The 25,322-nt window shown below is 47.3% G+C and carries 29 protein-coding genes and 6 pseudogenes; 5 read left to right on the plus strand and 30 right to left on the minus strand.

The window, feature by feature from the left end; translation table 11 throughout:
- Positions 1-42: 42 nt before the first annotated feature.
- Both tnpB and tnpA read right to left on the minus strand, forming a co-directional pair.
- Entirely contained in the window at positions 43-408 is a 366-nt protein-coding gene (gene tnpB, locus K8P02_RS14355) for an IS66 family insertion sequence element accessory protein TnpB (RefSeq protein WP_025868342.1), read from the minus strand.
- Positions 409-411: 3 nt separating this feature from the next.
- On the minus strand, positions 412-768 hold the full coding sequence (gene tnpA / locus K8P02_RS14360; RefSeq protein WP_025868341.1) for an IS66 family insertion sequence element accessory protein TnpA: 357 nt from the start codon (positions 766-768) through the stop codon (positions 412-414).
- 351 nt (positions 769-1,119) lie between these two features.
- On the opposite strand from tnpA, the gene K8P02_RS14365 reads away from it, so the two are divergent.
- Positions 1,120-1,581 (plus strand): hypothetical protein, encoded by a 462-nt coding sequence (locus K8P02_RS14365; RefSeq protein ID WP_025868268.1) that lies wholly within the window; start codon positions 1,120-1,122, stop codon positions 1,579-1,581.
- Between the two features lie 21 nt (positions 1,582-1,602).
- On the opposite strand, the gene K8P02_RS14370 is transcribed toward K8P02_RS14365, so the two are convergent.
- From K8P02_RS14370 to K8P02_RS21810, 25 genes and pseudogenes are all read right to left on the minus strand, one after another.
- The gene (locus K8P02_RS14370) at positions 1,603-2,514 is read right to left on the minus strand and encodes a M48 family metalloprotease (protein ID WP_223381423.1); all 912 of its coding nucleotides are present in this window, start codon (positions 2,512-2,514) and stop codon (positions 1,603-1,605) included.
- 156 nt (positions 2,515-2,670) lie between these two features.
- Positions 2,671-3,132: a TraQ conjugal transfer family protein gene (locus tag K8P02_RS14375; protein ID WP_025868269.1), complete on the minus strand. Its 462-nt coding sequence runs from the start codon at positions 3,130-3,132 to the stop codon at positions 2,671-2,673.
- Between the two features lie 26 nt (positions 3,133-3,158).
- Positions 3,159-3,749, minus strand: coding sequence for a conjugal transfer protein TraO (locus tag K8P02_RS14380; protein ID WP_008781898.1), 591 nt, complete (start codon positions 3,747-3,749; stop codon positions 3,159-3,161).
- Positions 3,750-3,767: 18 nt separating this feature from the next.
- Complete coding sequence (gene traN, locus K8P02_RS14385; protein ID WP_025868270.1) at positions 3,768-4,667, minus strand: conjugative transposon protein TraN; 900 nt, start codon at positions 4,665-4,667, stop codon at positions 3,768-3,770.
- 4 nt (positions 4,668-4,671) lie between these two features.
- Positions 4,672-5,058, minus strand: a complete 387-nt coding sequence (gene traM, locus K8P02_RS21855; protein WP_008781896.1) for a conjugative transposon protein TraM — start codon at positions 5,056-5,058, stop codon at positions 4,672-4,674.
- 30 nt (positions 5,059-5,088) lie between these two features.
- Positions 5,089-5,925 carry a conjugative transposon protein TraM gene (locus tag K8P02_RS14390; protein WP_025868272.1) on the minus strand — a complete coding sequence of 279 codons (837 nt, stop codon included), beginning with the start codon at positions 5,923-5,925 and terminating at the stop codon, positions 5,089-5,091.
- 263 nt (positions 5,926-6,188) lie between these two features.
- A pseudogene (traK, locus tag K8P02_RS14395) lies at positions 6,189-6,812 on the minus strand (conjugative transposon protein TraK).
- 49 nt (positions 6,813-6,861) lie between these two features.
- Positions 6,862-7,875, minus strand: a complete 1,014-nt coding sequence (gene traJ, locus K8P02_RS14400; RefSeq protein ID WP_025868274.1) for a conjugative transposon protein TraJ — start codon at positions 7,873-7,875, stop codon at positions 6,862-6,864.
- 31 nt (positions 7,876-7,906) lie between these two features.
- Positions 7,907-8,536, minus strand: coding sequence for a DUF4141 domain-containing protein (locus K8P02_RS14405; protein ID WP_025868275.1), 630 nt, complete (start codon positions 8,534-8,536; stop codon positions 7,907-7,909).
- A gap of 4 nt (positions 8,537-8,540) precedes the next feature.
- Complete coding sequence (locus tag K8P02_RS14410) at positions 8,541-8,816, minus strand: hypothetical protein (protein WP_025868276.1); 276 nt, start codon at positions 8,814-8,816, stop codon at positions 8,541-8,543.
- A complete protein-coding gene (locus tag K8P02_RS21805; protein WP_005655090.1) occupies positions 8,817-8,948 on the minus strand; it encodes a hypothetical protein in 132 nt (43 codons plus the stop codon).
- A 6-nt stretch (positions 8,949-8,954) separates the two neighbouring features.
- Positions 8,955-11,474: pseudogene (locus tag K8P02_RS14415) on the minus strand (TraG family conjugative transposon ATPase).
- A gap of 3 nt (positions 11,475-11,477) precedes the next feature.
- Positions 11,478-11,798: a DUF4133 domain-containing protein gene (locus tag K8P02_RS14420; RefSeq protein WP_025868277.1), complete on the minus strand. Its 321-nt coding sequence runs from the start codon at positions 11,796-11,798 to the stop codon at positions 11,478-11,480.
- A gap of 23 nt (positions 11,799-11,821) precedes the next feature.
- Positions 11,822-11,929: pseudogene (locus K8P02_RS14425) on the minus strand (DUF4134 family protein); the annotation flags it as partial.
- 106 nt (positions 11,930-12,035) lie between these two features.
- Entirely contained in the window at positions 12,036-13,304 is a 1,269-nt protein-coding gene (gene ltrA / locus K8P02_RS14430) for a group II intron reverse transcriptase/maturase (RefSeq protein ID WP_223381425.1), read from the minus strand.
- Between the two features lie 164 nt (positions 13,305-13,468).
- On the minus strand, positions 13,469-13,636 hold the full coding sequence (locus tag K8P02_RS14435; RefSeq protein ID WP_162173732.1) for a hypothetical protein: 168 nt from the start codon (positions 13,634-13,636) through the stop codon (positions 13,469-13,471).
- 211 nt (positions 13,637-13,847) lie between these two features.
- A pseudogene (locus tag K8P02_RS14440) lies at positions 13,848-14,033 on the minus strand (DUF4134 family protein); the annotation flags it as partial.
- A 264-nt stretch (positions 14,034-14,297) separates the two neighbouring features.
- Positions 14,298-14,654 (minus strand): hypothetical protein, encoded by a 357-nt coding sequence (locus tag K8P02_RS14445; protein WP_223382435.1) that lies wholly within the window; start codon positions 14,652-14,654, stop codon positions 14,298-14,300.
- Positions 14,596-14,751 (minus strand): hypothetical protein, encoded by a 156-nt coding sequence (locus K8P02_RS14450; protein ID WP_223382482.1) that lies wholly within the window; start codon positions 14,749-14,751, stop codon positions 14,596-14,598. The genes K8P02_RS14445 and K8P02_RS14450 overlap by 59 nt, the downstream gene beginning before the upstream one ends.
- Positions 14,748-15,203, minus strand: a complete 456-nt coding sequence (locus tag K8P02_RS14455; protein ID WP_008781884.1) for a hypothetical protein — start codon at positions 15,201-15,203, stop codon at positions 14,748-14,750. Before K8P02_RS14455 ends, K8P02_RS14450 begins: the two co-directional genes overlap by 4 nt.
- 355 nt (positions 15,204-15,558) lie before the next feature.
- Positions 15,559-16,440, minus strand: a complete 882-nt coding sequence (locus K8P02_RS14460) for a hypothetical protein (RefSeq protein WP_223381427.1) — start codon at positions 16,438-16,440, stop codon at positions 15,559-15,561.
- A 3-nt stretch (positions 16,441-16,443) separates the two neighbouring features.
- Positions 16,444-16,872 carry a DUF3408 domain-containing protein gene (locus tag K8P02_RS14465; protein ID WP_025867502.1) on the minus strand — a complete coding sequence of 143 codons (429 nt, stop codon included), beginning with the start codon at positions 16,870-16,872 and terminating at the stop codon, positions 16,444-16,446.
- A gap of 2 nt (positions 16,873-16,874) precedes the next feature.
- On the minus strand, positions 16,875-17,285 hold the full coding sequence (locus tag K8P02_RS14470; RefSeq protein WP_025867501.1) for a ParA family protein: 411 nt from the start codon (positions 17,283-17,285) through the stop codon (positions 16,875-16,877).
- Between the two features lie 63 nt (positions 17,286-17,348).
- Positions 17,349-17,543 (minus strand): hypothetical protein, encoded by a 195-nt coding sequence (locus K8P02_RS14475; protein WP_025867500.1) that lies wholly within the window; start codon positions 17,541-17,543, stop codon positions 17,349-17,351.
- A gap of 9 nt (positions 17,544-17,552) precedes the next feature.
- A complete protein-coding gene (locus K8P02_RS21810) occupies positions 17,553-17,645 on the minus strand; it encodes a ParA family protein (RefSeq protein ID WP_138342084.1) in 93 nt (30 codons plus the stop codon).
- 739 nt (positions 17,646-18,384) lie between these two features.
- Between K8P02_RS21810 and mobA the strand changes: the two are divergent.
- The 3 genes and pseudogenes from mobA (at position 18,385) to mobC (ending at position 22,210) form a co-directional block, all read left to right on the plus strand.
- A pseudogene (mobA, locus tag K8P02_RS14480) lies at positions 18,385-18,819 on the plus strand (conjugal transfer protein MobA).
- 136 nt (positions 18,820-18,955) lie between these two features.
- Entirely contained in the window at positions 18,956-20,149 is a 1,194-nt protein-coding gene (gene mobB, locus K8P02_RS14485) for a conjugal transfer protein MobB (protein ID WP_155921459.1), read from the plus strand.
- A gap of 48 nt (positions 20,150-20,197) precedes the next feature.
- Positions 20,198-22,210: pseudogene (mobC, locus tag K8P02_RS14490) on the plus strand (conjugal transfer protein MobC).
- A gap of 88 nt (positions 22,211-22,298) precedes the next feature.
- On the opposite strand, the gene K8P02_RS14495 reads toward mobC, so the two are convergent.
- The 3 genes from K8P02_RS14495 to K8P02_RS14505 are packed head-to-tail and all read right to left on the minus strand — an operon-like array spanning position 22,299 to position 23,996.
- Positions 22,299-23,099: an ImmA/IrrE family metallo-endopeptidase gene (locus K8P02_RS14495; RefSeq protein WP_025867497.1), complete on the minus strand. Its 801-nt coding sequence runs from the start codon at positions 23,097-23,099 to the stop codon at positions 22,299-22,301.
- Positions 23,086-23,481 carry a hypothetical protein gene (locus tag K8P02_RS14500; protein WP_025867496.1) on the minus strand — a complete coding sequence of 132 codons (396 nt, stop codon included), beginning with the start codon at positions 23,479-23,481 and terminating at the stop codon, positions 23,086-23,088. The genes K8P02_RS14495 and K8P02_RS14500 overlap by 14 nt, the downstream gene beginning before the upstream one ends.
- Positions 23,478-23,996: a sigma-70 RNA polymerase sigma factor region 4 domain-containing protein gene (locus tag K8P02_RS14505; protein ID WP_025867495.1), complete on the minus strand. Its 519-nt coding sequence runs from the start codon at positions 23,994-23,996 to the stop codon at positions 23,478-23,480. The genes K8P02_RS14500 and K8P02_RS14505 overlap by 4 nt, the downstream gene beginning before the upstream one ends.
- Before the next feature lie 201 nt (positions 23,997-24,197).
- Here K8P02_RS14505 and K8P02_RS14510 point away from each other — a divergent pair, with 201 nt between their 5' ends.
- Positions 24,198-25,322 (plus strand): SAVED domain-containing protein, encoded by a 1,125-nt coding sequence (locus K8P02_RS14510; RefSeq protein ID WP_025867494.1) that lies wholly within the window; start codon positions 24,198-24,200, stop codon positions 25,320-25,322.

Below are 25,322 nucleotides of genomic sequence, written 5' to 3' on the forward strand. Positions count from 1 at the left end.
ACAGCCGGAATACGACATTGTATATGTTATAATTTGTTACAACTACAACCCATGGAAACCACTTCTTTTATAACGCCTGACCTTGCTGCCGTCCATTCCCTGGACCATCATCACAAGGTCATTCCAGAAGGTTTCAATCGCTTTAATCCGACCTTCCTCCGTATTTATGACCGGCAGATGGAAGTGCCCCTGTTCCAGTTTCATGTGGTATATCACCAGACCACCATATTCCATATGGAGGATTTTCATACAGGTACAGTTCGCATTGATAAAAATGAAAGCGTCACCGTCCCGTACATTCTTTCCCATCTGGTTGGTCACGATGCCGCTAAGCGTATAAAAGCTCTTACGCATGTCTGTCGGATACGGGTAAAGATAATATCTGTTGGATTCATTCAAAGAAAACATAGGCTAACGGTTTGAATTCAAAAATATCAGGGTTTGCAATACCTCCGGTGACAAAGGGCTGTTCAAGCGGACTGTGACGCCATTGGGATAGGAGATCTCACATAGCGGCTGGGGAATTGGCGACGGGCTGACCGGAGGTGCAGACAGCAGGGATTTCTCCTTATGGGGAAGACTGACCTGCCCCTTACTGTTTACCTTGACCGGGATAAAGCCGCCTTTGCGCAACAGCTTGGAACGCCACTCGTAGAAACGTTTGGGACGAATACATTCATTCGAACAAAAATCTATAACTGAAAGTCCGCTCGACTTGAAACGGGCATAAATAGATTCAAAATCTTCCATGGTCCATTGATGTGACATAACGATTGAGCTTTTTTACTTTGGCTACAAAAGTAACATCACATTTTTAGAATGAAAGGGGGAGTTTATCGAATACTTACGAATCAAAAAAGAAGGTTATAAGATTAAAGAATTTGAATGATAACATATTAGAATAGCTTTTAGCTGTTTGTTCTTACTCTCGAAACGACCAAATTCAAAGCAGGAGAATAAACGGGCGGAGTCCTTGTCATACACTAATGGCACGGTCTTAACTCGTTTCCTGCATGGGTGCTTGGTCGTACCGGAGAGTAGAACCTGTTAAGTTCCGTGCTTTTTTTCGGCACTTAACAGTAATTACGGACAAGGCATTAACAAAAAACTCATGGAAATATGTATGACAGGAATGTAGCCATTACCGGCAGTACCATTGAAAAGACAACCCGGTACGACCGGTTCAGGGGAGACAATATCCGTATGGAACTCTATCGTATTATCCTTGCACTTTATGATGAAGGATACCGCATGTTCTCCTGCAATCTGAATACCTATATCGGGCTGTTGGCGGCAGATACGGCCATCATGCTCCGTGAAGCGGACAAATGCCCGGAGATACATCTTTCAGCCGTCATCACCGGCACACGCTATCCGGCAGATACCGACAAAGTGTATTGCGCCTTATATGATGACCTGATAAAGAAGGCGGACAGCAAGGAGACGCTTTCAGAGAAAGACAGCCTCACCGGTGCGCTTGCCGCAGGCCATATCATCTGTTATTATGAGGACTTTTCTTTGGAAATGCAGCGGATACGCATGTCCGCCACTCCTTGTACCAATATCCGCAAAATGATATAGGCATCTATTCTTTATCGCAGGTTACAACAACTTTTCCAGCCGGACAATCCGTTTTTCGGTTGATGGATGCGTGCTCATGATATATTCGGTGAACGAAGGCCGCTCCCCACCCGTTTCCGCCACCTCCAGCCGACGCAGGAACGAGAGCAGGCCCTCCCCGCAACCGTAACGTACCGCATACGTGTCGCAACGGTATTCGGCATATTTGTTGATATTCACGTCTGCTATCCGACTGATACCGTAAATCGTATGATGTAACAGTTTATAAAGGCTCCACCAGAGTCTGGCCATCCCCACCGCGGCGAAACGGACAGCCGGGACCACGGCGATTACCAGATTGCCTGCCAATCCGAAAAACAGGGCCGGAATCAGGAACAGCCCGTACAGGCAGCGGTAGCCCAGCGACTGCATAGAGAAAAGAAGCACCTGATAGACAAAATCATAATGCGAGATGTGTCCCACCTCATGGCTGATTACCCCTTTGAGTTCCTCGTCCGATGCCGTCTGAAGAATACCGCCTGTCAGCCCGATTGTATGGAATCCGAAAGTCACGGCATTCGTGCGTGCGTCCCTGTTGCAGTAGATATTCAGCTTCCTCTCCATCCCCATTTCCGAAAGCAGGCGTTCCAGCCGTACCCGTTCCTCACCGCCCAGCGGTCTGTAACCCTCTTTCATCCGCATCAGCCATACGTTCAGCGGTGAAAGGCTGTACAGAATATAAAGCAAGACCATATAGAAAGGCAATGAACAGACCAGATGATGCGCAAAGCCGTATCGGGCAAACAATCCCGGCAGGAAGGAAGGGAACACCCATTCCACGACAGCCAGCAGCAGGACATAAAAGGCCGATATAAAAATAATGTTTACCACCGCCACATAAGAGAGCAGAAGCAATTTGAATAAAATGCGGAATATCCTGAGTGTTGTTTTCATACGTATCTGATTGATTAATTAACTTCCGGCTAAATATAGAAACAAATTCCGTGCAATAGGAAACAATTACTCATTCCTTTGTTTTCATTAAGCAAATTTCATAAAATCAAGAACGGCGGGATACCCCACCGTTTTTCCTGACCGGCCTGACAACGGCTATTCTCCAGCCGTATCATTCGCAGTGTCAAATGTTACTGCCAGTTCCCTTTCCTGTCCGAAATTGTCCCGGACAAAGAATTTCAGTTCCGAGCGTCTGGCACTTGTCGAACGGTAAAAGAGGGTGAATACCTGCCTGACCGGATTTTCCCTATCCAGTTCCGGCACTTCCGCCAACGGTCTCACTTCCCGGTTGACGAGTCTTACGCCTTCACTGTCCGTCACCTCTCCCTTGCCTTCCATCTGGATGTAACCAATTTCATACTCCGCCTTTTCATAGTCCCCTTCACGGTCAAGATAAAAGCGTATCTCCACCGTTTCACCCGTTTCAATCTGTTCTTGCAGATACCATGACGAGAGGCTGAAATCATAATCCTGCCGGATGTCTATATCATCGTTGCAGGAACCGAAGGCCAGCACCGCAAAGAGTGCGCCTATACATATATATAGTACATTTTTCATTTTTAAGTTTCTCCTTTCTCTTTTCATTAGTTGATAATAAGGCGGACTCCCAATCCTACCTGCGTATGGAAATTACCCGCATCCGTTCCGAACAGGGCCCTTTCCTTGACTTGCAGCAGGAGCATCACCCGGTCTGTCAGATAAGTCTCAAAGGCCGCAGTCAGCCCACCGCCATAGATAAAGCAGTCACCGTTTGTCACCGTCGCCCCGTCAGGAAGCAGGGAGGTTCCCCGGTTGACCGTCTCGAAACCGCCCAATGCCGAGAGTCCGATACGTAGACATACATTCCGGCCCTTGTCCCACAATACGGGAATAAAGTAACCGAGTTCCCCTGTGAACTGCGCTTTGGGTATCGCCTTATTTTCATAGGTGTACTCCTTTATCTGATAATCCAGGCCATACAGCCAATAGGTACGGTTACGGTTGGTATGTGTAAAGGCCAGCGAGGTGAAGTAGTGGCGTTCACCGCCACTCTTCCATGAAAGGAAATGATTCACCCCGCCCGTCGTAAACTGTATGCCCGTCTGCCCCGGCAAGTCACGCTGCGCGTATGCTTCGCCCGCAAGGAGCGACAGTACAGCAGCTGTCAATATGAATAATATTCTTTGCATATACATTATATTATATATAGGTTATTATTTCAGGTGCAGCTCACTGATTGGTTTTGCCGCCACAAGGTCTGTATTCTCTATGCGGAACGACTGGTGACGGGCACCACCCTTTTCGTAAATCTCCACTACCAGCAGCTTGTCATCCGGCAGTGTCAGCTTGGGCAACACGAAGATGTTGCGTACCGTGGCCTTGCCGTCCACCGTTGTCAGACGGTTGTAAGCCCTTACCGGCTCTATAATATTCTCCTGCATGGCCGTGCGCTTGGCCACCTTCTTGTCGACCACCTTGAAACGGATATGGTCAATGTCGAACGATATGTCCGAGGTGTTGCGCAGGAAAGTATGCAGGTACAGCAGGTCATTGTTGATATAGATTCCTTTGAGCAGGGTCTGTATGCCGTACTTCTTGCAGCCGATATGCCTGATGTCCCTTTTGTTCTTCTTATACAGCGTGTACATGATGCGGTTCACCACCAGCGGTGTCTCCCCGCCGAGTTCCTTCAGTTTCACGAACATGCGGTCGTCAGCCGCCCCGCCCATCGGGTTCTTCCGCAGCCAGTCTTCCATCTCAATGGAAAGTTGTGCCGGTTCATTCTTATATACCACATTAAAGGAATAGAAGCAGCCGTCAGCCGTAATGACCGAGAAGTTCGTCTCGCCCTCAAAGCCCTTTACGGCAGACTTGATACGTACCACATTCTCCGCCCCCGTAGCTTTGTCGGCAATGATGTCGTAGGAGCCCAAATCCACATATTTCACTTCCGAAGGGAACAGGATATGTACGGTCTTCGAGAAAGTCACCTCGATGAGGTGCGGTGCGATAATCTGATTGGTGGGGAAAATCCTTGTTTCCACGGATTCCTGCGCCTTTACCGACAATACGGTCAAAAGCATTACTAATGATAAAATAATTCTTGTCTTCATCTGATTACTGTTTTTTTGAGATTAATAGAAGTTGATAATTTGCTTTCACGGCCACCTTCACCTCACGCATCTTTGTGGCCAGGTATTGCGACCCGCCGCCAAGCACGCCCCTTGTCACGTCCATGACCAGTTGCTGCGAGGCACTGCGTGCGAATGAGATGCTTGTCCCGAAACTGCCCCCGATATTGGCGGCGGCTTCCTTCATGGCGGTACGTTCCGCCGTGTTCGGGACGAAAAGCCCTTCCTGCCCGTCCATATCGTAAGCCACCAGTTCCACCGGCAGGATATTGCCGCCGCTCTCTATGGAGTTTACCGTGACCGCCATCCGTTGCCCCTCGATACGCACCGTGCCATATAGCGGAGTATTGGCAGGCACAGGCACGCCGCCCACTTGCAGCGGTTCCAGCAGCCGGAACTTCAGTCATGCCCCGGTGGTCACTGTCTGGTCTTCAGCCACGCAGGCACGTATCGTATTGGTTCCGGCAGGCTGTCCGGCACCTACCGCCGTGGCAAAACCGTAATTGCGGGGTATCGTGTCGGGAGCCGGTGGCGCAGCCAGCGACGAGACCACGTTTTCCGTGGCACGTCCGGCGGCTATGGCGGCAGGGTTACCGGACGGACCGCCCGACTGTATGCTTTTCACCTGCCCGCCCGTCTGTCCGGGGAAATAGCGTGCCGCCATCTCATACGACTTCTCCATCAGTTCCAGCGGGTCCTGCCCGTTCCGTTCCCGTTCCAGCTTTTCGCCGAGTTCCTTCACCTGCCGTTCCAGTTCGCTCACCCTGGGATTCTCCTTCGGCTCCTGATAGAACGAGGTGATTTGCCTTGAAATCTGCCGCTGCTTTTCTCTGGACTCCCGGATAGCATCCGTTCCGGGTGCATCCGCTTCCGGTTTCAGCCCGTCTGTCGTGTCCGGCATCAGATAGTCCCCGGCCACATCCTGCAAGGTTCTTACCTTCTCCAGCCTGCGCCTCTTCATCTCTTCCAGTTCGTAAGCCTTCTGTTTGTCGGCCATCGTCTCCGGTGCAATAGCGTCGGGTATCGTGGTATTGATACCTGCCGTCCCTCCCACCGTTTCCGTTGTGTCCGGCTTGAAGATAAACCAGATGAACCCGGCGCAAAGCAGGGACAGAACAGCCGCCACGCCATAGAATTTCAGCTTGTCGGCAACCTTGCAGCTTAACTTTTTCCCCTTTTCGGATACGGACTCCGCTTTCCACGTTTCCTTGTCCTTTTCTTTCTTATCGGATTGTGTCATTGGATACATTGTTTTTGAATGGTTGGATACTGTCCGTCTGGGGAAACGCAATCCTTTGAAGATGCCGTACCTCAATCAGAAATTTGTCTGTTCCGCAGAAACCGCCCACGATGCAGGCAAGGTCGATGGCGGCGAAGAGTCCAAGCAAGTAAAGAATGATAACCTTTTGCTGCCGGCAGCTCAGCCGCAGCCAGCGTCTGCGGAGTCTGGCCATATGGCGGTCTATCCCCGTTCTGAACGGGTGGAAGACCTTTTTGATCCCCTTATCTTTCATACTGTCCAATGTCCCTGTTTTCGATGATGGTAAAACTCTCTATCAGGAATCCCTGCGGGTTGTTGTCACTCCGGGTGACGTTCCTCAGACGGCAGGTGGTGACAAGCGACCTTTCGGTAATGCTGCTCGAACGGATGATGTGCTGCCGGCAATAGGCCTTCATCTCGTAGGGATAACTGTCGAAGTTCCCCCTTATGCTGTCCACCGTCAGCGTCTGCGAGATGTTTCCCGCTATCATCCGGTTGAAATAGCCTTTTTCCTGCAAGTTCCGGTAGTAGCCGATGGCGCTTTCATCCGAAAGGTAAAGGGCACGCTCCACATTGCTTTCAATGGCGCTCTTGTCCGGTGACAAGGAGAAGAACAGCTCGTGGAAACGCCTGATATGTTCCCTCGCCTCCACGGGGCGGTTCTGTTGCATATCCTGCGAAAGGGCCAGCATCAGTGATTTTCCGCTGTCCAACACATAGATTTTCTGCCGTTGTGCCTCGGCGAAATCATAAGCCTTTCATACGGCAAATACCGTTACCAGCGTACACGCCCCCAGGAATATCATCCCGAATAGCCGTAGCTGCCGGAACGATGTCTCGATGTTTTTTAATGATTTGAATTCCATTTTCTTCTTCTGTTTTTAATGTTGTCGTTATACAATTATTGATGTAAGGTTAGAACATTTTCTTGATACGTCCGGCTATCGCTCCGCCTGTTGCACCGCCTATCGCCGCGGCACCGTTACCGGCCATCTTTCCGGCACCGTTTGCCTTCTGTCCGTAAGCTCCGGCACCGCCCGCCTGGATAATCCACGATGAAACGGTGGGGACACAGAAATAACCGATGATACCTATAATCATGAAAATGCAGTACACTTTCCCCGACGAGTCCGGTATGAATGCCGGGTCCTGCATCTTCTCTATGTCCTGCTGCAACATCAGTATCTGTATGCGCGAGAGGACCGCTCCGAACAGGTCGCTCACCGGCAGCCACAGGTAGATGCAGATATACCGGGACAACCAGGTGGTCAGCGTGCTCTGGAATCCGTCATAGACGGCCAGTGCGAAGGAGACGGGCCCCAGGATGGACAGTACGATCAGAAAGAAGGTTCTCAGCGTGTCTATCAGCAGCGAGGCCGCCTGGAAGAAGAGTTCCAGCAATTCACGGAACCATCCCCGGATTTTCTCGCCGAGCTCGTATATCTTCTTCTGTCCGTACATGTTTATCATCGTGTCCATGTCCCCCAGCGACCAGCCCAGTTCGTCCAGCCTCTTGTCATACGCCTCGTCGCTCACCAGGAAGGCCTTCGCAGGGTCACGCAGCATCGCTTCGCGTTTCAGCCTGTCTTTCTCTTCCTGATATTTCCTCATGTCGAAGGTCTGCTGTTCGACTAGGGAGGAGGTGGCATTGCATACGGGGGAGAGAATCCCGTTGATCGTACCCAATACCATAGTGGGGAAAAACATGATGCAAAGACCCAACGCGAAGGGCCGGAGCAGCGGGAACACGTCTATCGGTTCCGCCCGTGAGAGCGATTGCCATACCCGGTAGGCCACATAGAACAACGCTCCGAGACCCGCCACTCCCTTCGCTACCGAAGCCATGTCTTCACATAATGGCATCATTTCATCATACAGCGAGCGCAGAAGCTCGTGAAGGTTCGTCCAGTCTATTGATAATAATAACATAGTCTTCTTGATTGATTTAACGGATGAATGATTACCAATAACGCTGGTCGTGTGTCCCGTACAGGGAGAGCACCCGTGCGGCATCTCCCTTTTCCTTGCTCCGCAGGTACGACACCCCGATGTTCTTGCGGGTATAGTACCATGTCAGGTTCTTGTATTCCAGCACCTCGCCGTATATCCGGTTGATGATGTCCAGCCGTTCCTTATCGGTCATCGAGAGTCCGGTTGCCGTGGTCACTTCCTTCAAGTCCAGCAGCAGGTCGCTGCTCTCCTTGAGCAGTCTGTTATACCCGAAGGCGATGGCCGAGAGCTCTTCCACCGTAAAGTTGGGGTCGCCCGTCATCGTGTTGAAGTTCGTCACGTAGATGTCGCTGATGTCACCCACCAGAAGGATGGTCTGCTGCACCTTGCGAGCGCCTTTTACCAGGTCATGCACCGATTTCAAGGCATCGTAGTAGGCTTTTCCCTGCTCGTAAATCTTCACAGTCTCCTGAAAATTGCTCCACATGTTCTGCGCCGTCGAGGAAGTCTGTACGATTTCATTGGCCGAGTTCACGATGCTTTGCGCGAAATTGCTGGGGTCGAAAACCGCCCACTGCGCCCTGACCGTCACCGAAAGGGACAGCAGGGCCGTCAGTAGAATTGTCATTTTCCTTTTCATGCGTCTATCTCCTTTCTTTAGTCAGTAAATACCGGCTGTCGTCGTCACGGGCAAACAGGCCGTAACTGCCGAACAGCAATACCTCACTACCTGAAAAATACCCGATGCATCCGGCATCCCTGTTCCCGTGCAGGAAAAGGTCGTCACCGCTGCACAACGGGATACTGATTTCAATGTAGGCCCTTTCTCCGGCGAACAGCGTGGCCTTGTATCCCTTGAAGCCGTCCGTCACCCGGTTGGATTTACGGATGGTCAGCGTCGAGCCGTCTTCCCTGTTCATTCAGTGCCCGCAGATGCGGTCATGTTCCAGTTCCTTTCTCATCTCCCCAATCAGGTTCAGCAGGTCCAGATTGGTCAGGGTGGCGTCTCCGAGCGCTTCCCTGCATTGGCTTAATAAATCTTTCTTACTCATTGTGTTTTATGGATTAAAGGATTGTTTGTTTTCCTGCCGCTTGTTTTCGGCAAGCTGTTTGATAGCCAGCTCGATGTTTCCATCCAGCTTTTCAGTAAGTCGGGTAAGCTCCAGTTTTTCAGTCTCTTCAGTGGTGTAGCAAAGGTACTCTTCAACCGAAACTTCTGTCGCATATACCGCACTTTGTGTACCGCCAAGCCCTATCCAGACCTCTTTATAAAGCCGGTTGGCCGCATTGGCAAGATTGATAGACAGTATCTGTGAGCGTTCCTTGTCCGTCAGACCGAGCAGGTTCTGTATCTGGTCGAACTTGTTCTGGTACTTCCTCTGGTCAAGCAGTATCTTGCAGTCCGAATTGTTGATGATTGTCTCCTTCACAACGGGGGAAGAGATAATATCGTCCACTTCCTGCGTCACCACAACCGCTTCACCGAAGAATTTTCTGACCGTCTTGAAGAGATAGCGGATGTAGTTTGCCATCCCTTCACGTGCGATTGCCTTCCAGGCTTCCTCAATCAGTATCATCTTGCGGATACCCTGCAAGCGTCTCATTTTATTAATGAAAGTCTCCATGATAATGATAGTCACCACCGGAAAAAGTATGGGATTATCCTTCACGACATCCAGTTCGAATACGATAAACCGTTTGTTCAGTAAATCCAGTTCCTTGTCCGAGTTCAGCAGATACCCGTATTCGCCGTTCTTGTAATAGGGTTCCAGCACGTTCAGAAAACCGTCCACGTCAAAGTCCTTCTCGCGCACATTCTTGTCCGCCAGCACCTTGCGGTAGTCTTTCCTTACAAAGTCATAGAACGAGTTGAAGTTCGGCTTTATCTTCCGGTTCTTCTTTATCTTCTCGATATACAGGCTGACTGCGTTCGATAGCGCCACCTCTTCCGAGCGCCGGGGCGGTTCGTCCTCCCTTTTCCATAAGGTCAGAATCAGCGTCTTGATGCTGTCCCGCTTCTCGATGTCATACCGGTAATCCTCGGTGAAGAACGGATTGAAGGAAATCGGGTCATTTTCCTGGTAAGTGAAATAAACTCCGTCATCCCCGTTCGTCTTCTGGCAGATCAGGTCGCACAGCCCCTTGTATGAATTTCCGGTATCCACCAGCAGGATGTGCGTGCCTTGTTCCCAATACTGCCTCACCATATGGTTGGTGAAAAAGCTCTTTCCGCTGCCCGACGGGCCGAGGATGAACTTGTTCCGGTTTGTCACCACCCCTTTTTTCATGGGCAGGTCGGATATGTCGAGGAAGACGGGCTTTCCCGTCAGCCGGTCCACCATGCGCAGCCCGAAGGGGGAGAGCGAGTTCCGGTAGCAGGTTTCTGCCGTAAAGAAGCATAGTGCCTGTTCGGTGAACGTGTAGAAGCTCTCTTCCGAAGGGAAGTCCGCCTCGTTTCCCGGTATGCCGGCCCAGTAAAGGACCGGCAGGTCAATGGTATTATGGCGGGGTGTGCATTCCATCAGTGCCAGTGCGCTGCCCACGTCGTTCTTCACCCGTCGCAGTTCATCCCCGTTTTCGGCCCATGCAATCACGTTGCAATGGCAGCGGACGGATTGCAGCCCGTTGGTATGTGCCACGTTCAGGTATTCGTCCAGCCATTCCTTGTTTATCTGGTTGCTCCGGCTGTAGCGTGAAAGCGACTGCATGTTCTTCGCCGTCTTCTCGAAACGGGCGAGGTTCTCGCTGCTGTCGTCTATGAATATCCACTGGTTGTAGATATGATCGCAGGGCAGCATGATACCCACGGGAGAGGCATAACTCAGGCGGCAGTCCGAGCGGTCCGTGGAAAGACGCTCATAGCGTCCGTCGGTCCGTACCCTGCCCGGCAGGTCGTCGAGGTCGGAAAAGGTATGCAGGCAGAGCCGTTTGTCGCCAATACGCATCCCGTCCGGGTTCAGCTGCATGTCCTGCAACATGACGCTTCCGTCCGCAGACAGGGTCAGGTACCTCTCGATGATGCCCGGTCCGTCTTCCGTTCCCGTTATCTCTTCCGTGGACAGCCGCTCCAGCCTGACAAGGCCGCTGTCATTCACGATACTCTCGAACTGTCCCACCGACTCCATGAAACGCTCCATCATCTCCTTGTCCCGTATCTCTTTCGGCACCAGAAACTTCCGGCACAGCGTGTTCCAGTTGCTCTGCTGTCGGGAGCGTTCCCTGGTGGTCTTGGTGAGAAACAGGTGGCAGGTGTGGTCAAGGTAAGGCCGCTCGTTGAAGTGACGTTCAAAACTGCGGGAGAGGAAGCTCAGGTCGTCTTTTCCGACGTCGGGCCTGTATTTCTCCGTGATGAAAATATCCTGCTTGTGGATGATTGAATAGTTCGGCAATACCTTGATTGCCTTGGCTCATGTGGCGTGCATCGCCTCATATTCCGCGGATGATACCGAAAACACTTCCGGCAGTGTCACCCGGAAGGCCACCGTGATGTCGGCGTCCTTGCTGACGATGCAGCCGTGTTCCACCGCCATGACGGGGAATTTGCTTTCCAGTGTGGATGTTGTCAATGTACTTCTCATGATTTACGATTGTTTTTTTTTAATCAGACGTGTGATACGTTTTCGTGAGAGGATTCTCCTGGGATGCTGCCGGGCGGCAAGGAGCTTCATCAGTCCGTGGCTGCCGAAACGCCTGTTCAGCGAGAAGGTCAGCCAGACCACTGCCGTGGCAGCCGATACCCCGAAGCCGATACACGTCCATTGCCCGATGCCCGCCGTGTACATGATGACAAACACCACGAACACGGCAAGCAGCCCGAAAGCGAAAATAAAAAGGTACTGGGCACGAAGTCCTTTGAACTCCACCTCACGGCCCACGCCTTTGTTTATCTCAAAGTCAGACATAAGTTGTTGGCTTTTATTTGTTCTTAGAGGAAGAACGATCTCAGGATAGTGGCGGCCACTATCAGGAAGATGCAGGCTCCAAACCACGAGCTGGCAGTTTTCGAGGTGTCGGGGTCGCCCGAACTGAATTTCTGGATCGAGTAGGCAAAGGGAATTTCACCCTAAGCCTCTCACAGAACCGTACGTGAAAGTCTCCTCTCATACGGCTCTTCTTATTCGGTCAAACTGCATAGTGCGTTACTTTCGTTTCCGATTTTTCTCACTGGCAGTAGGTTTGACACCCCAAGCCCAGTGTGCAAACAGATTAGGTTTCTGCAAAGCAATATCACCCAACCTATGTACAGTCGCTGTCTTGCGTTTTCTCAAACCTTTGAATTTCCTACGACCCCAACGGACAAGCCTGTCATTGACATGCTGAAGAACCTCTTTCAATATTCTGGGATTATGTTGCCCATAATAGTTTATCCACCCTTGAATGACAGGGTTGATTTCTTTCGCAATATCCTCCAGTTCCATTGGAACCCAATGATTGGAGTTCCAATTCTGAATGGCTTCCCATATCTTCGTCCTCGCTTTCTTACTGATTGCGGGAGAGAAGTTCAGGAAAACTTCACCGTTGGCATCTATCGAACGTCTTGGTCTGAATGTGTAGCCAAGAAAGTCAAATTGGATGCACTCATAAGGTATATCACGATGATTCTTCTTGCAATAGACAATTTTCGTCTTGTCTTCGTTAAGTTCCAACTTGCACTCGGCAAACCGTTTCCTTATAGCACGTAATATGAACTCTGCCTGTTTCAGACTTACGCAGTGGCATATTGTATCATCAGCATATCTTTCAAATGAAATGTTCGAGTGATTTCTCCTCATCCATTCGTCGAAAACGTAATGCAAAAACAAATTCGCCAAAATCGGACCGACTACCGAGCCTTGCGGCACGCCCTTAGTCCTTTCTATCTGTGTCCCATCTTTCAACTGGTAAGGAACGGACAACCAACGCTTGATGTAAAGCATTGCCCACTCGCATTTTACATGCCGTTCAAGTGCCTTTATCAGGAGTCCATGGTCGATATTATCAAAGAAGCCCTTGATATCCAAGTCCAGTACCCAATGAAATGTGTAAGAGCGTTCTTTCGCTTTTCTCACTGCATCAAGTGCAGACCTGTTCGGTCTATAAGCATAGGAATCCTCATGGAAATAAGGTTCTATACCCGGCTCGATAGTCATTACAACTACCATTTGAGCCACACGGTCTCCTATCGTTGGTATGCCAAGAGGACGTTTTCCACCATTGGATTTTGGTATTTCCACCAGCTTTACAGCAGGCGGAAAATAACTACCCGAACTCATGCGATTCCATATCTTATACAGATTGCTTTTGAGATTGCTCTCAAAATCTGCAATGGATACGTCATCCACACCTGCCGCTCCTTTGTTGGCTTTTACCCTCTTGTATGCTTCCATGACAAGATGTCTGGAAATTTCAAATGACTTTGCGTCTTTCATTAAATCCTCCTACTTTTAATAGTTGTTCAATTCAATTCGCTGAATAAGCTAACCCCTTCGCTCCATTCCCATTACAGAAACTTCAACACTACTACGGGTTAGTCTGTCCCTATACAGAACATCGGTACTTTCACCCTAACAGGGTCTCTGCTTGGATTTTTCCCTTAACATTTCTGTACAGGTTCCCACGTTCCTCGTAAGAGCCACCATGTAAATCGTGCCGCCTCTATACCGGATGCCGCCAAAGCAGTAAGCAGGTTTCCCTTTGGCTTGTCCCGAACCAAGTCTAGGAGTTCGGTTTTGACATCGTCTTGTGTATTTCGGTACCTCATCAACGGTTCATTTGCATTCACCTTTTACATGGACACCTGCCTGCCTTCTTACAGACTTTTCGAACATCGCTCACGACCATAGCTCTTTACTACAGCCGCATGTCGTGGTTTGAAACCTCCTCCTGTAAGGCGGTTTCGAGGGACCTACCCTCATCTCTTACGAAGCACCGAACTATCGTTATTCAGGCGATAGTTCGCTCGTGGCACACTAGACCTTGACGCCGCCTATCAGGCCGATAATGGCACCCACCGCGTACACCAGTTTCGTGCCCGGGTCAAAATATCCCGTCACCAACTGCGTGGCTTCCGTGATGCCCGCCTGTCCGTTTCCTTGTGCCATTGCCGCACCCGCTGCCGCCAGTACGGCCAGCATCATAATCAATCTTTTCTGTTTCATTGAATTCCGTGATTTTTAAGTGATTTAAAAAGCCACGGGCTGCCCCTTGCACTATCCCCATAAGGCAGCCCGCAGCCGCTTATGGTTTAATGGTTCAGGGGGTAAGTTCCGGCAGGCAATCAGCCGGAGTCAAAATACATCTTTCGCATGGTTACATGATTGAATGGTGAAACTTCATTGTTAATTCTCTCCCGGGATGAGGGTCTGAATCATCCCGAATCGTAATAGCCTTTTGCTCTCATTGTCTTTACTGTCCTTATCGGTTTATTTCAAATATTCCCCACACTTGAATCCCTTGCGGGGCATATAGTTCTCAAAGGAGGAGGATTTGAACAGCCACATCCGGTTCGCCCACCGGGCAAGGTCACGCTCGTACCGCGTAGGCGTCCGTTCATTTCCATAATCCCGGAAAGGGATGACAAAGGGGGTAATTCCCAGTTCCCTGAGTACATTCAACCGGAACAGGTCCTGCTCAATGGTCGAATTGAATCCTATCAGTACATAACAGGTTATCTTGTAGGGCTTCACGTGCTTTACCATCTCTTTCAGGCGGTCCCTCAGGTCAAGCTGCGGCAGGTCCCATGCGATATGGATGTTCTGCTTCATCCTGAGCCTGTTCAGGTGCCAGGCCTGTTCCTCGTCCATAATCCTTACGTCCACGCCGTGCAGCTTCACGGGCTGGCCCGCTTTCATCAGATAGCTTACCGCACTCCTTCACTGCGGGTTCGCAAAGAAATTGTTGTCCAGCACCTCAATCCATTTCCCTTTCGGGTTCAGTTCCACCGGTTCCACGGTCTGAATGTATCCTTCTTTCTCACGGACGAGGCAGAAAGGACACTTGCGGATGCAGCCTCTTGAAAAGAACTGGAGCGAAAAAGGGTATTCGGGGTAAATGGAATAGTCCATCATCCGGCTGTTCTCCACAGCTTCGGGAAGCCTGCCGGCTATGTCATACCCGGTGCCGCCCCTTACCACTTCCCCCACATCCAGCAGGTCATAGTCATAATCAGGCGTGAAGGTGAATACCTTGCTTGCCAATACCTTGTCATACCGCTGTCGCGGTGCCGCCCATTCCACCCGGTGCCCTTTTGCCTTGTAACAGGCCGAAAGGCGCATCAGTGCGAAATTGGGGAAGTTATGCCCGTCCACATCTACCAGTCCTATGTTCATACAAATAAAATTTAATGGTGAATAGTTCCTGTTGTCTTACCGGGTGAATGCCGCAAGCGGTCTGTCATCCCGAATCGTAATGGCCTTTTGTCATTGCCGCTGTCGTTTTATGGATAAGTTAATGGAATGATTGTCTCTCCGGGAGTCGGCACGTTTCCCCCATAAGGGGAAGCCGCCGTTTGTCAACTTGAATCGAAATACGTCATAAACATGGATGATACGTTTTGTTGTTGGTATTCCTGCCGGTTCTCTCTTTTTACAGTGATACGGGCATCAACCCGTATCGAAATAGCCTCTTGCCATTGTTACCTCCTTTTTTAATCGGTTAGTCACTGTCCGGAGCAGCCCCGCCCATTTACTCGGCTTCATCCAGAAATTTGCTGATACGGCTGTCGCTGCCATTGATACTTTCCAGTATCGAGCGTTCAATCTGCGTATCCCTGATATGGTGGATCGCCCTTAAAAGGGACAACCGTCTGTCTGTCGGAATCTCCCTGCCGTTGCAGAGGTCGATGATTAAATCAAGCTCTTCCGGCCCTATGCCGGTTGCCCCGTCCGAATAATCTTCGCGGACACAGTTCAGGTCTTCCAGTTCCTCGTTCAACTCGTCGGTATCCACTCCGTCACCGTTTCCTCTCTGTCCGTCATCGCCTTCATGTCCGCCGGAACTCCCGTCCGGGGAAGCCCGCCACTCTTCCACACGCTTGTCCCGGAACAGATCCGGGATGCGCTCCGGCGGCACTTGTGCAGCCTTTGGCGGTGTCGTGTCCCCGTTTCTGCCAGCAAAAGTAGAGGCATTTTCCTTACCTGCAATAGCCCCGGAACCGGTGGCGTTCATTGGCGGCTGCTGGCGTGTCCCATAGCTTTTCGTGACGACAAGGCTGTCCGTTTCCGACTGTTTTTCCACCGTTTTTTCACTGTTTCTCTCCGCAGTCTTTTCTGTGGGCTTCATCGCCGCCTTGACAGGTGGAAGCTCTTTCTCCTGCCTTTTCACGACTGCCGGAATCTCTTTCCTGCCCGTTTTCCCTTTCGCCTGTCCACGTCCCTTCTTCCGTTCCTCCTTCACCGGATCGAACCAGCCTGCCGCACCCCGCAGGGCTTTCGCCATGCGGCGGCGTGCCTTCCCGAAACATATCTCGCCAAGCTGCCCCCTGAACAGGAACTTGTCCATGAACAGATAGGCGAACAGCAGCCAGAACAGAACCGCTCCGGCTTCATAACATAATCGCATATCCATAGCTTAAAAGATTTTGTTGTAACTCTTCTGGCAGTATGCCTTCACCTCATCCGAATGTTTCTCGAAATGTTCCCGCAATACATTGTCAATGTAATTGCCCACCGTCAACTGCCGTTTACCGGCAATGCCGACGATGACCGATATTTTCCGGTGCAGTTCCTTGTCTATATAGACACCCTGCCTGCCTTCGCATTTGTAAGGGGTGAGGAATCTCCTCATAAATTCGGTCTGTGCGGCTTTCAACGTTTTGGATGCGGCCTTTTCCGGCGTCTCTTCCGCTTCAGATTCCGTCTTTGCCTTTTCAGCCGTTTCCCTGTCCGTTTCCTCTTTGGGGGGAATGGACGGTGTTACCTTTTCCGGCGGGCTACCCGCCATCAGGCTGCGCAGGTAGGCTTCATCCACCGGATTCTGTCCACTCGTTTTCTTTGCCATGACTATACAATTTTGATTGTCCGCATGATTTCATCCATAAGCGCATCAAAGCCGCACTCCTTCGTAAAGCCCGCATCCGGTGCAAACAGGGTGCTCCGGTAAACCGGGCCGCCCGTAGTGGAGAGGTCTTTGGTGAAGTTACTGCGCACGGGGACACGGGTTTGGAGACAGTCCAGTCCCAGGAGGGAGAAACCTTGCTGGTAAATGTCATATAAGACGGTACGTTCCCTCCGGTCCACCATATTCCAGAACATGCACAAGGCTTTCAGATTGGAGATGCCGGTCCTTATCAGGCGGTCATTGACAGTCGTGGCAAAGTTCAGCGTGCTTTCCAGCACAAGGCGGTCTGCCTTTATCGGTACGAACAGATAATCGAGTGCACTGATTGTGGCAATCACCCCGTCACTGCCCATTGTTCCGGGCAGGTCGAACAGCACCACATCATAATGCACGTCTGCCTTTTCCTCAAACGCCCTTCAGTCCGTCATGCAATCCGCCGGGGTACTGCCGATAACAGGGTAAGCCTTCTTCTTCAACCGCCCGGCCTGTTCCACCAGAAGATTCTGATAGACGGGTGTGGTCTTTACCACTTCCATATCCCGTTTTTTCTGTTTGATGATTGAATGCTGCGGATAGTCACAATCCACTATCGCCACATTCAGACCTTTCACATAATGCAGTCACGACGCCGCATAAATCGCAAAGGTTGATTTACCCACGCCGCCCTTCTGGGAGGCGAACGAAACGAACACGGTTTTCTTTCTCTTTTCCATTGTTACTGATTTAAGTGAATAAATTGATTTATAGACAGCCGGATGAACAGCCGTCTGTCTTTGGGGCTATCTGTCCGGTTACTCATTCTGTTATCTGTTTGTCCGGTTAGCTATATAGTTATTTAATTATGCGGCTACTTGGCTATCCGGCTATCTACTTATATGGCTACTCTATTACATGGCTATTTAATTATGTAGCTATTCAGCTATCTGTCTATTCGGCTATGTAGCTATATAGCTATGTACATATTCGGATAACTATTCACATATCCGATTGCATAGCCATTTATCCGAATTGCTGTTTATCCGTCTACACATTTATATATATGTATAGCTATATATCCGGATAAATGCCTGTTTGAATATCTGCCTGATTGCATATCTGTTTATCCGTTCAAATAGCTATCCGGCTACAAATAAACCTCAAAAAGAGCATCCATGAAGTACCCCCGGCTCCAAAGTCATTCATTGGCGGGTGTTGGCGTGATACGCCATGATGCACGGACAGAAAAAACTATCTACCTTTGTCGCCGGGAGAGCGGAGCCCGTTCTCGGTAAGAGAACGTAAAACAAATCCTTCAGACCTTTAATCCGGCCCAGCCGGATTTTAATATGCGTCAGCATATAGCGAGGTGTACTTTCAGCGGTTGAAAATATTTCCAACCGCTGAAAGTCTCGCCCGAAAGGTGTTTCGGGGGCAAAGGTTCTCCCAAGTCGAACCTTTTAAAATTTTCATGTTATGAAAGATGAAACAAGAATCCGTAACGCCGCAGGGCGCAAGGTGCTGGCAGACCCGCGCACGCACCGCTATTATCTCTGTCTCAATGACGAGGAAGACGAAAAGTTTATCTCCATGTTCGAGCAGTCCGGCATGAAGAACAAGGCCGAATTTATCTTCGCCCGTATCTTCGGTTGAGAGTTCAAGGTCGTAAAGATTGATAAGGAAGCGCAGGAATATTATGCACAGCTAACCGCTTTCTATCAGCAGTTCCGCCGTATCGGGAACAACTACAATCAATGTGTAAAGACCATCCATACCATTTACGGGGAGAAGAAATCGCTTGCCTTCCTTTATAAACTGGCGGAGGAAACACGTAAGTTGGAGGAACTGTGCAAACAGATAATCGAACTGACAAAGCGGTACGAAAAGGAGCATCTTACTAAAAAGGAATAATGTCATGGTGCCGAATGTTACATCAGGCAGTTCATTTTACGGAGTGATAGCCTATAATAAAATAAAGGTGGACGACGGTACGGCGAAGGTATTGTGACACCCCAGAATTGCAGCGGACACTTCAGGCAATGTTCCGATAGAAAACTGCGTACAGGCTTTTGAACCTTACATCGCACTGAACTCGCACGTCAGGAAACCGGTTATTCATATCTCATTGAATCCTTCCCCGAAAGACATTCTCTCGGAGGAACAGATGACCGTATTGGCGCAGGAGTTCATGGAAAAGTTCGGTTACGGGAACCAGCCTTATATTGTCTGGCTGCACGAAGACATAAACCGCAAGCACATGCACATCGTATCGGTACGTATCAACGAGCAGGGTGAAAAGATAGACCACAACCGGGAAGCTATTCGGGCACAGAATATCTGTCGTGAAATGGAAATGAAATACGGACTTCATCCCATACTCGGAGAACACGGCGAGCGAGAACTGTTGGCCTTGCAAAAAGTGGATTATCCGAAAGGTGGCGTGAAAGCGCAGGTGAAGCATACGGCTCGCACCTTGTTGGAATGTTACAATTTTCATTCCCTTGCCGAATACAACACCCTGCTGGAACTGTACAACGTGACGGTTTATGAAGTCCGGGGAAGTGTGAACGGGAAAGAATACCACGGCATCATGTATGGAGCGCTGGATGACAACGGTCAGCAGGCAGGTACACCTTTCAAGTCCAGTAAATTCGGTAAGGCATTCGGTTATGAAGCACTGCAAAAGAAATTTGCCGCATCCGTTGAAAAGGTAAAGAGAGATAATCTCGCCGAAAGGATACGCAAGGAAGTCGTCAAAGCCATGCAGGGCATAAGCACGAAAGAGGACTTTGCACGCAGGCTGAAAGAGGCGGATATAGAAGTCATTTACCGTATCAATCCCGATGGGCGTCTTTATGGCATTACCTTTATAGACCATGCGGGCCGGACGGTATTTAACGGTTCACGTCTGGGCAAGCCCTTTACGGCCAATGTGTTCAACGAACTGTTCAACAACCCGGATGCAGACCGGAAAAGGTTGATACCGGTGCCGGAGCAGGAAGCGTCCCGGCAGGAAAGGGACACTGAAGCGGAAGAAAAGCAGGAAGAGGCAGAATACCGGCAGCCGGAAAATCAAAGTCATCATCAGAATGAATCTTCCGGCAGCTTGATTGATACATCCGCACTCGGTGCCGTTGACATTTTCTCCGTGCTTATGGAAGATGACCATACGCACGAGTACATTGATCCGGCCTTCCGCTATGGGCGCAAGAAAAAGAAGAAGCGCAGGCGCAAGCTATAATATATAATAAGGTATAGAACAAGAAGTTTAATTTTAATAGTTACAATTATGCAGAATGAAGATGATTTAAGAGGTCTTGCCAAAGTCACGGATTTTATGCGGGCCATCAGTTTTTTATTTTTGGCGATACACATTTATTGGTTTTGTTACGGCTGGCTTTACGAAATGGGCTGAACACTCGATATAGTAAATAAGATACTATCCAATTTCCAACGTACCACCGGACTGTTTTCATCCTTGCTTTACACAAAGCTGTTTTGTGTCCTTTTCCTCGGTCTGTCCTGCATGGGCAACAAAGGAGTGAAGAAACATGAAATCACATGAAGGCGGATTATCATTGCGGCCATATCAGGCACCCTGTTGTTTTTCTTCAACTGGTGGCTACTGTCCGTCAATGCTTCATCCGGTGTCTGTGCCGTGCTTTATACCACGACGTTGACCGGAGGTTTTTTCTGTCTGCTGGCGTCCGGTTTATGGATAAGCCGTTTGCTCAAAAACAATCTGCTTGAAGACGTTTTCAATACGGAAAACGAATCTTTTTTGCAAGAGACCAAATTAATGGAAAATGAATATTCCGTTAACCTGCGCACGAAATTCTGGTTTAAGGGAAAAATGTATAATGGGTTCATTAACTTAGTAAATATTTTTCGTGCGACAATGATACTTGGAACTCCCGGCAGCGGGAAATCCTATGCGATTGTCAATCAATTCATTAAACAGACTATCGAGAAAGCCTATGCACTTTACATATATGACTTCAAGTTTGATGATTTATCCATTATCGCCTATAACCATCTGATTAAGTATCGGCACCGTTACAAGGTACCGCCTAAATTTTATGTAATAAACTTTGATAATCCGAGAAAAAGCCACCGTTGTAACCCGTTGGCACCGGAACTGATGACGGATATTTCCGATGCTTACGAATCGAGTTACACAATCATGCTTAATCTCAATAAAAGCTGGGTACAGAAGCAGGGAGACTTCTTTGTGGAATCTCCAATCGTCCTGTTCACTGCCATTATATGGTTTTTGAAATTGTATGAAAACGGCAAGTATTGCACGTTCCCACATGCCATTGAATTGCTTAATAAAAGGTATGAAGACGTATTCACCATTCTGACAAGCTATCCTGATTTGGAGAACTACCTTTCACCTTTTGTCGATGCATGGAAAGGGGGAGCTGCCGAGCAGCTGATGGGCCAGATTGCATCTGCCAAGATCCCGTTGTCCAGGCTGATAAGTCCCCAACTCTACTGGGTCATGTCCGGCAGTGACTTTACGCTGGATATTAACAATCCGAAGGAACCGAAAGTGTTATGTGTGGGCAACAATCCCGATAGAATTTCCATCTATGGGGCAGCGTTGGGACTCTATAATTCGAGAATCGTTAAACTGATAAATAAGAAGAAACAGCTTAAAAGCTGTGTGATTATCGATGAGTTACCCACAATTTTCTTTAAAGGTTTGGATAATCTGATTGCCACGGCACGAAGTAATAAAGTGGCGGTTGTGTTGGGCTTTCAGGACTTCAGCCAGTTAAAGCGCGATTACGGAGATAAAGAGGCCGCCGTAATCATGTCAACTGTTGGTAATGTTTTCAGCGGCCAGGTGGTAGGTGAAACCGCCAAAACACTGTCGGAAAGGTTCGGGAAAATTCTTCAAAAGCGGGAATCTATGAGCATCAATCGCAATGATACATCAACTTCCATCAGCACGCAACTGGACAGTCTGATACCTGCCAGCAAAATCAGTACGTTATCGCAAGGTATGTTTGTCGGTGCCGTAGCAGACAACTTCGGAGAGACAATAGAACAGAAAATTTTCCATGCGCAGATAGTTGTTGACAATGAAGCTGTACAGAAAGAAACGGCGGCCTACCAGCCCATACCAGAAATCAGCAGCTTTTTAGACGAGAATGGCAATGATACAATGGAACAACAGATACAAGCTAACTACCGGCAAATCAAGCAGGATATTGTCGAACTGGTAGAGAACGAGTTAATCCGTATTGAGAATGACCCGGAACTCAAACATTTGTTGGGAGGGGAGGAAAATTAGTATTAACAGTTTATTTCAACCCAAAAGAGCATAGAAAGGCATTCTACACTCCAGCCTATCTACGCTCTTATATCATGCAAGTATGACTTTAATCTTCCCAAATAATACTCAAAATAGTTTGATGACTTTTTGTTGGAATACAATATTCATAAAAATCAGAATCTTCATCATAGGGTTTTAGTTCAAACCATATTGACTTATTTATTGGTTGAGCTTTTTCTTCAAAATTATAGATAAACTTATAATTCTGTTGTAGATATTCCATTGCGACAGAATCGCTCGGAGGTGCAAGTTTTGTACACTCTTTTACAAAAACATGTAAATCCTCTGATTTCTTCCAATACTTTACTCGTCCTCTTTCTGTTAAAATAAGACAGATTGGATGTAAGTTCATCTCCATATATTTAAAAGAAACAGCGGTTAAACTACAATTAAATTTTTCTGAAAGCTGTTTTATCAATAAAGGAGAAAACTTTCCTTTAGCTTCCTTTTTGAATAGTCTGGTTGGCATTAATAATTCACTAGCAAATAAATTCGCCTCCACTTCCTGCTGCCCACTTCTTAATTGCTTTTCAACATTTTTAAACAAATTAAAATTGGAGAAAATATCATCAGAAAGAGACATATTGTGATGCATAACAGCATGACCAATCTCATGAGCAGCAACAAATCGTTTCCTTTGCTCAAATTCAATTTGAGAGTCAACCTTAATAATCGTCTTTTTATCACCAAAAATAATTTTCCCATCGCAATTTTTGAGAGGCTCTTCCATATAAATAAGATCAATACCAGATACAAAGTCAGACATTGGAATATCTATAATATCATCTAGCCCAAACTTATCCAATAATTCTTGAGCCTTATTTTGTGGATTATTATTCTGCTTCATGTTTTTCTATTTGTTCTATAATGTCGATTAAATTCTTATCTTTAATAATTGCTAAAATATCCTCTTTGGAAAGTTTTTCAAAATTGTGATACAAAGCAAAAGACTGATTTTCAGACATCAATTGTTTGAGGTATGCGATCGGCTTTGCGGTATTTTTCTGGATAGCATCTTCGAAGTAATTTAAAACTTTTTCTATTAATGCATCATTAGCCTGTTTCTTGGCTTTTGCTTTAATCATAAATAGGAGTTTATTTCTTTTCTTTTTATACTCCTCTATATCATTAATATCCTCTTGTATAATCTCTTCAATTATATTCTTGTCAGCTTCTAAATAAAAATCTAGCAAAGCGTCTTCTATCTTCTTATTTACAGTCTTATTCATATGAATTGTCTTACTTTTGATTGAATTTTTAATAATCGTCTTCTTAATTTTTTCGTGATATTGAATATCGATTTAACGTCAATACCTAAATCATCTGAAATAATAGCAGGTTTATAAATCCCATCAACCCAACATGAAAATAAAAAGATTTCGTCATCATCAGCACCTTCCTGTTTTAGAACCCTTGTAATTTCTAAAATTTCCTCGTCAATATTCTCATTGCTTTCAGATAGATTATCTGGGATATCACGGCAATATACCTGTTTAGAAGAGAAGTAATTACTTATTTCACTTCTTAAGCAACCGAATAGATATTCTACAAAACTACACTTGGATTCATCCCAATTTCGTTTCCCTTCGAGAGACTTACAAATAACATCTTGTACAAAGTCAAAGGGTTCCTTTCCCTCCAAGACTTTGACATCCATCAATCTTATTTTCTCTTTTGCATATAGAATCATTCTATTTACAATGTCTTCCATATCATGGGATAAAATTGCCTCTTCAATTGTCATTATTCACTTTTTCTAATTTAATATGCTATCTAAAAAACAAAAAACGCCACTCAATGGCAAATTTAACAAAAAGCTTAGCATATGTTAGTATAGAAGAGGAGATTTCTCAAAAGCTGTTGAACTTTTAACAATTGGCAGTATTGATGTGAGAACATACATATCTCTGTCTCTATAAATGAATATCAATAAAACTATAATAGAATGAGTGTAACAAGTATTACTACAAAAAATCAAAACCTTTTATGGGCAATCTCTGCCGGAAGATGTGAATATAAAGGATGCAATAAAGTCCTACATAGGGATATCCTAACTAAAAAGAAATATAATAGTGCTTATATCGCCCATATAGTTGCAGATAAGCCTAATGGGCCAAGAGGTGACATTGAACGTTCAGGGTTACTCTGTGATGACATTAACAATTTGATGTTATTATGCAATGAACATCACAATTTGATAGATAAAGTAGATGTAGAGGGGCATTCAGAGATAAGATTGTTAGCTATGAAACAACAACATGAGGAGCGTATCAAACGAATAACAGATATTGCCTCTAACATGTCTAGTGAGATAATTCTTTATGGAGCAAACATAGGTGCAAACAATTCTCCTTTATCTTATCAATTGGCTCGGGAGGCTTTATTATACAATTATTATCCAGCAAATGATTATCCCATTGAGTTGGGATTAAGAAATTCCCCTTTCACAGATGATACAGATACTTATTGGACAGCAGAGGAAGCTAACCTTATTTTACAGTTTAATCAAAAAATCAAACATCGGCTGATGCAAGGTAATACAGACCACTATTCCATATTTGCCATTGCACCACAGCCGTTGCTAATAAAATTTGGAGTTCTATTAAACGATTTGAATAATGTAAAAGTATATCAAAAGCATAGGGAACCTTTTACCTGGGAATGGCAAACAATTCCTTCTGATATTGAATATATCCTTCACGAGCCTATTGAAAAAAGGAAAGTTCCTGTTCTCATATTGAGTTTGAGTGCAACAATAACACATGATAGAATACAAAAAGTATTAGGTGAGAATACAAGTATATGGGAAATCACAATAAATAGTACACCATATAACGATTTCTTGAAAACAGAAAGATTACTAACTGACTTTCGCCGCATTGTCCGACATACTTTTGATAAAATCAAATCGCATCATGGTTGTACGGAACTACACATTTTTCCTGCTATGCCTGTTTCTGCATCCGTTGAATTGGGTAGAGTATGGATGCCTAAAGTTGATATGCCTATGGTAATCTATGATGCAAATAAGGTAAAGAACGATTTTTATAAGACAATAACAATAAAATAA

The organism is Bacteroides nordii (assembly GCF_019930665.1).
Classification (GTDB): Bacteria; Bacteroidota; Bacteroidia; order Bacteroidales; family Bacteroidaceae; genus Bacteroides; species Bacteroides nordii.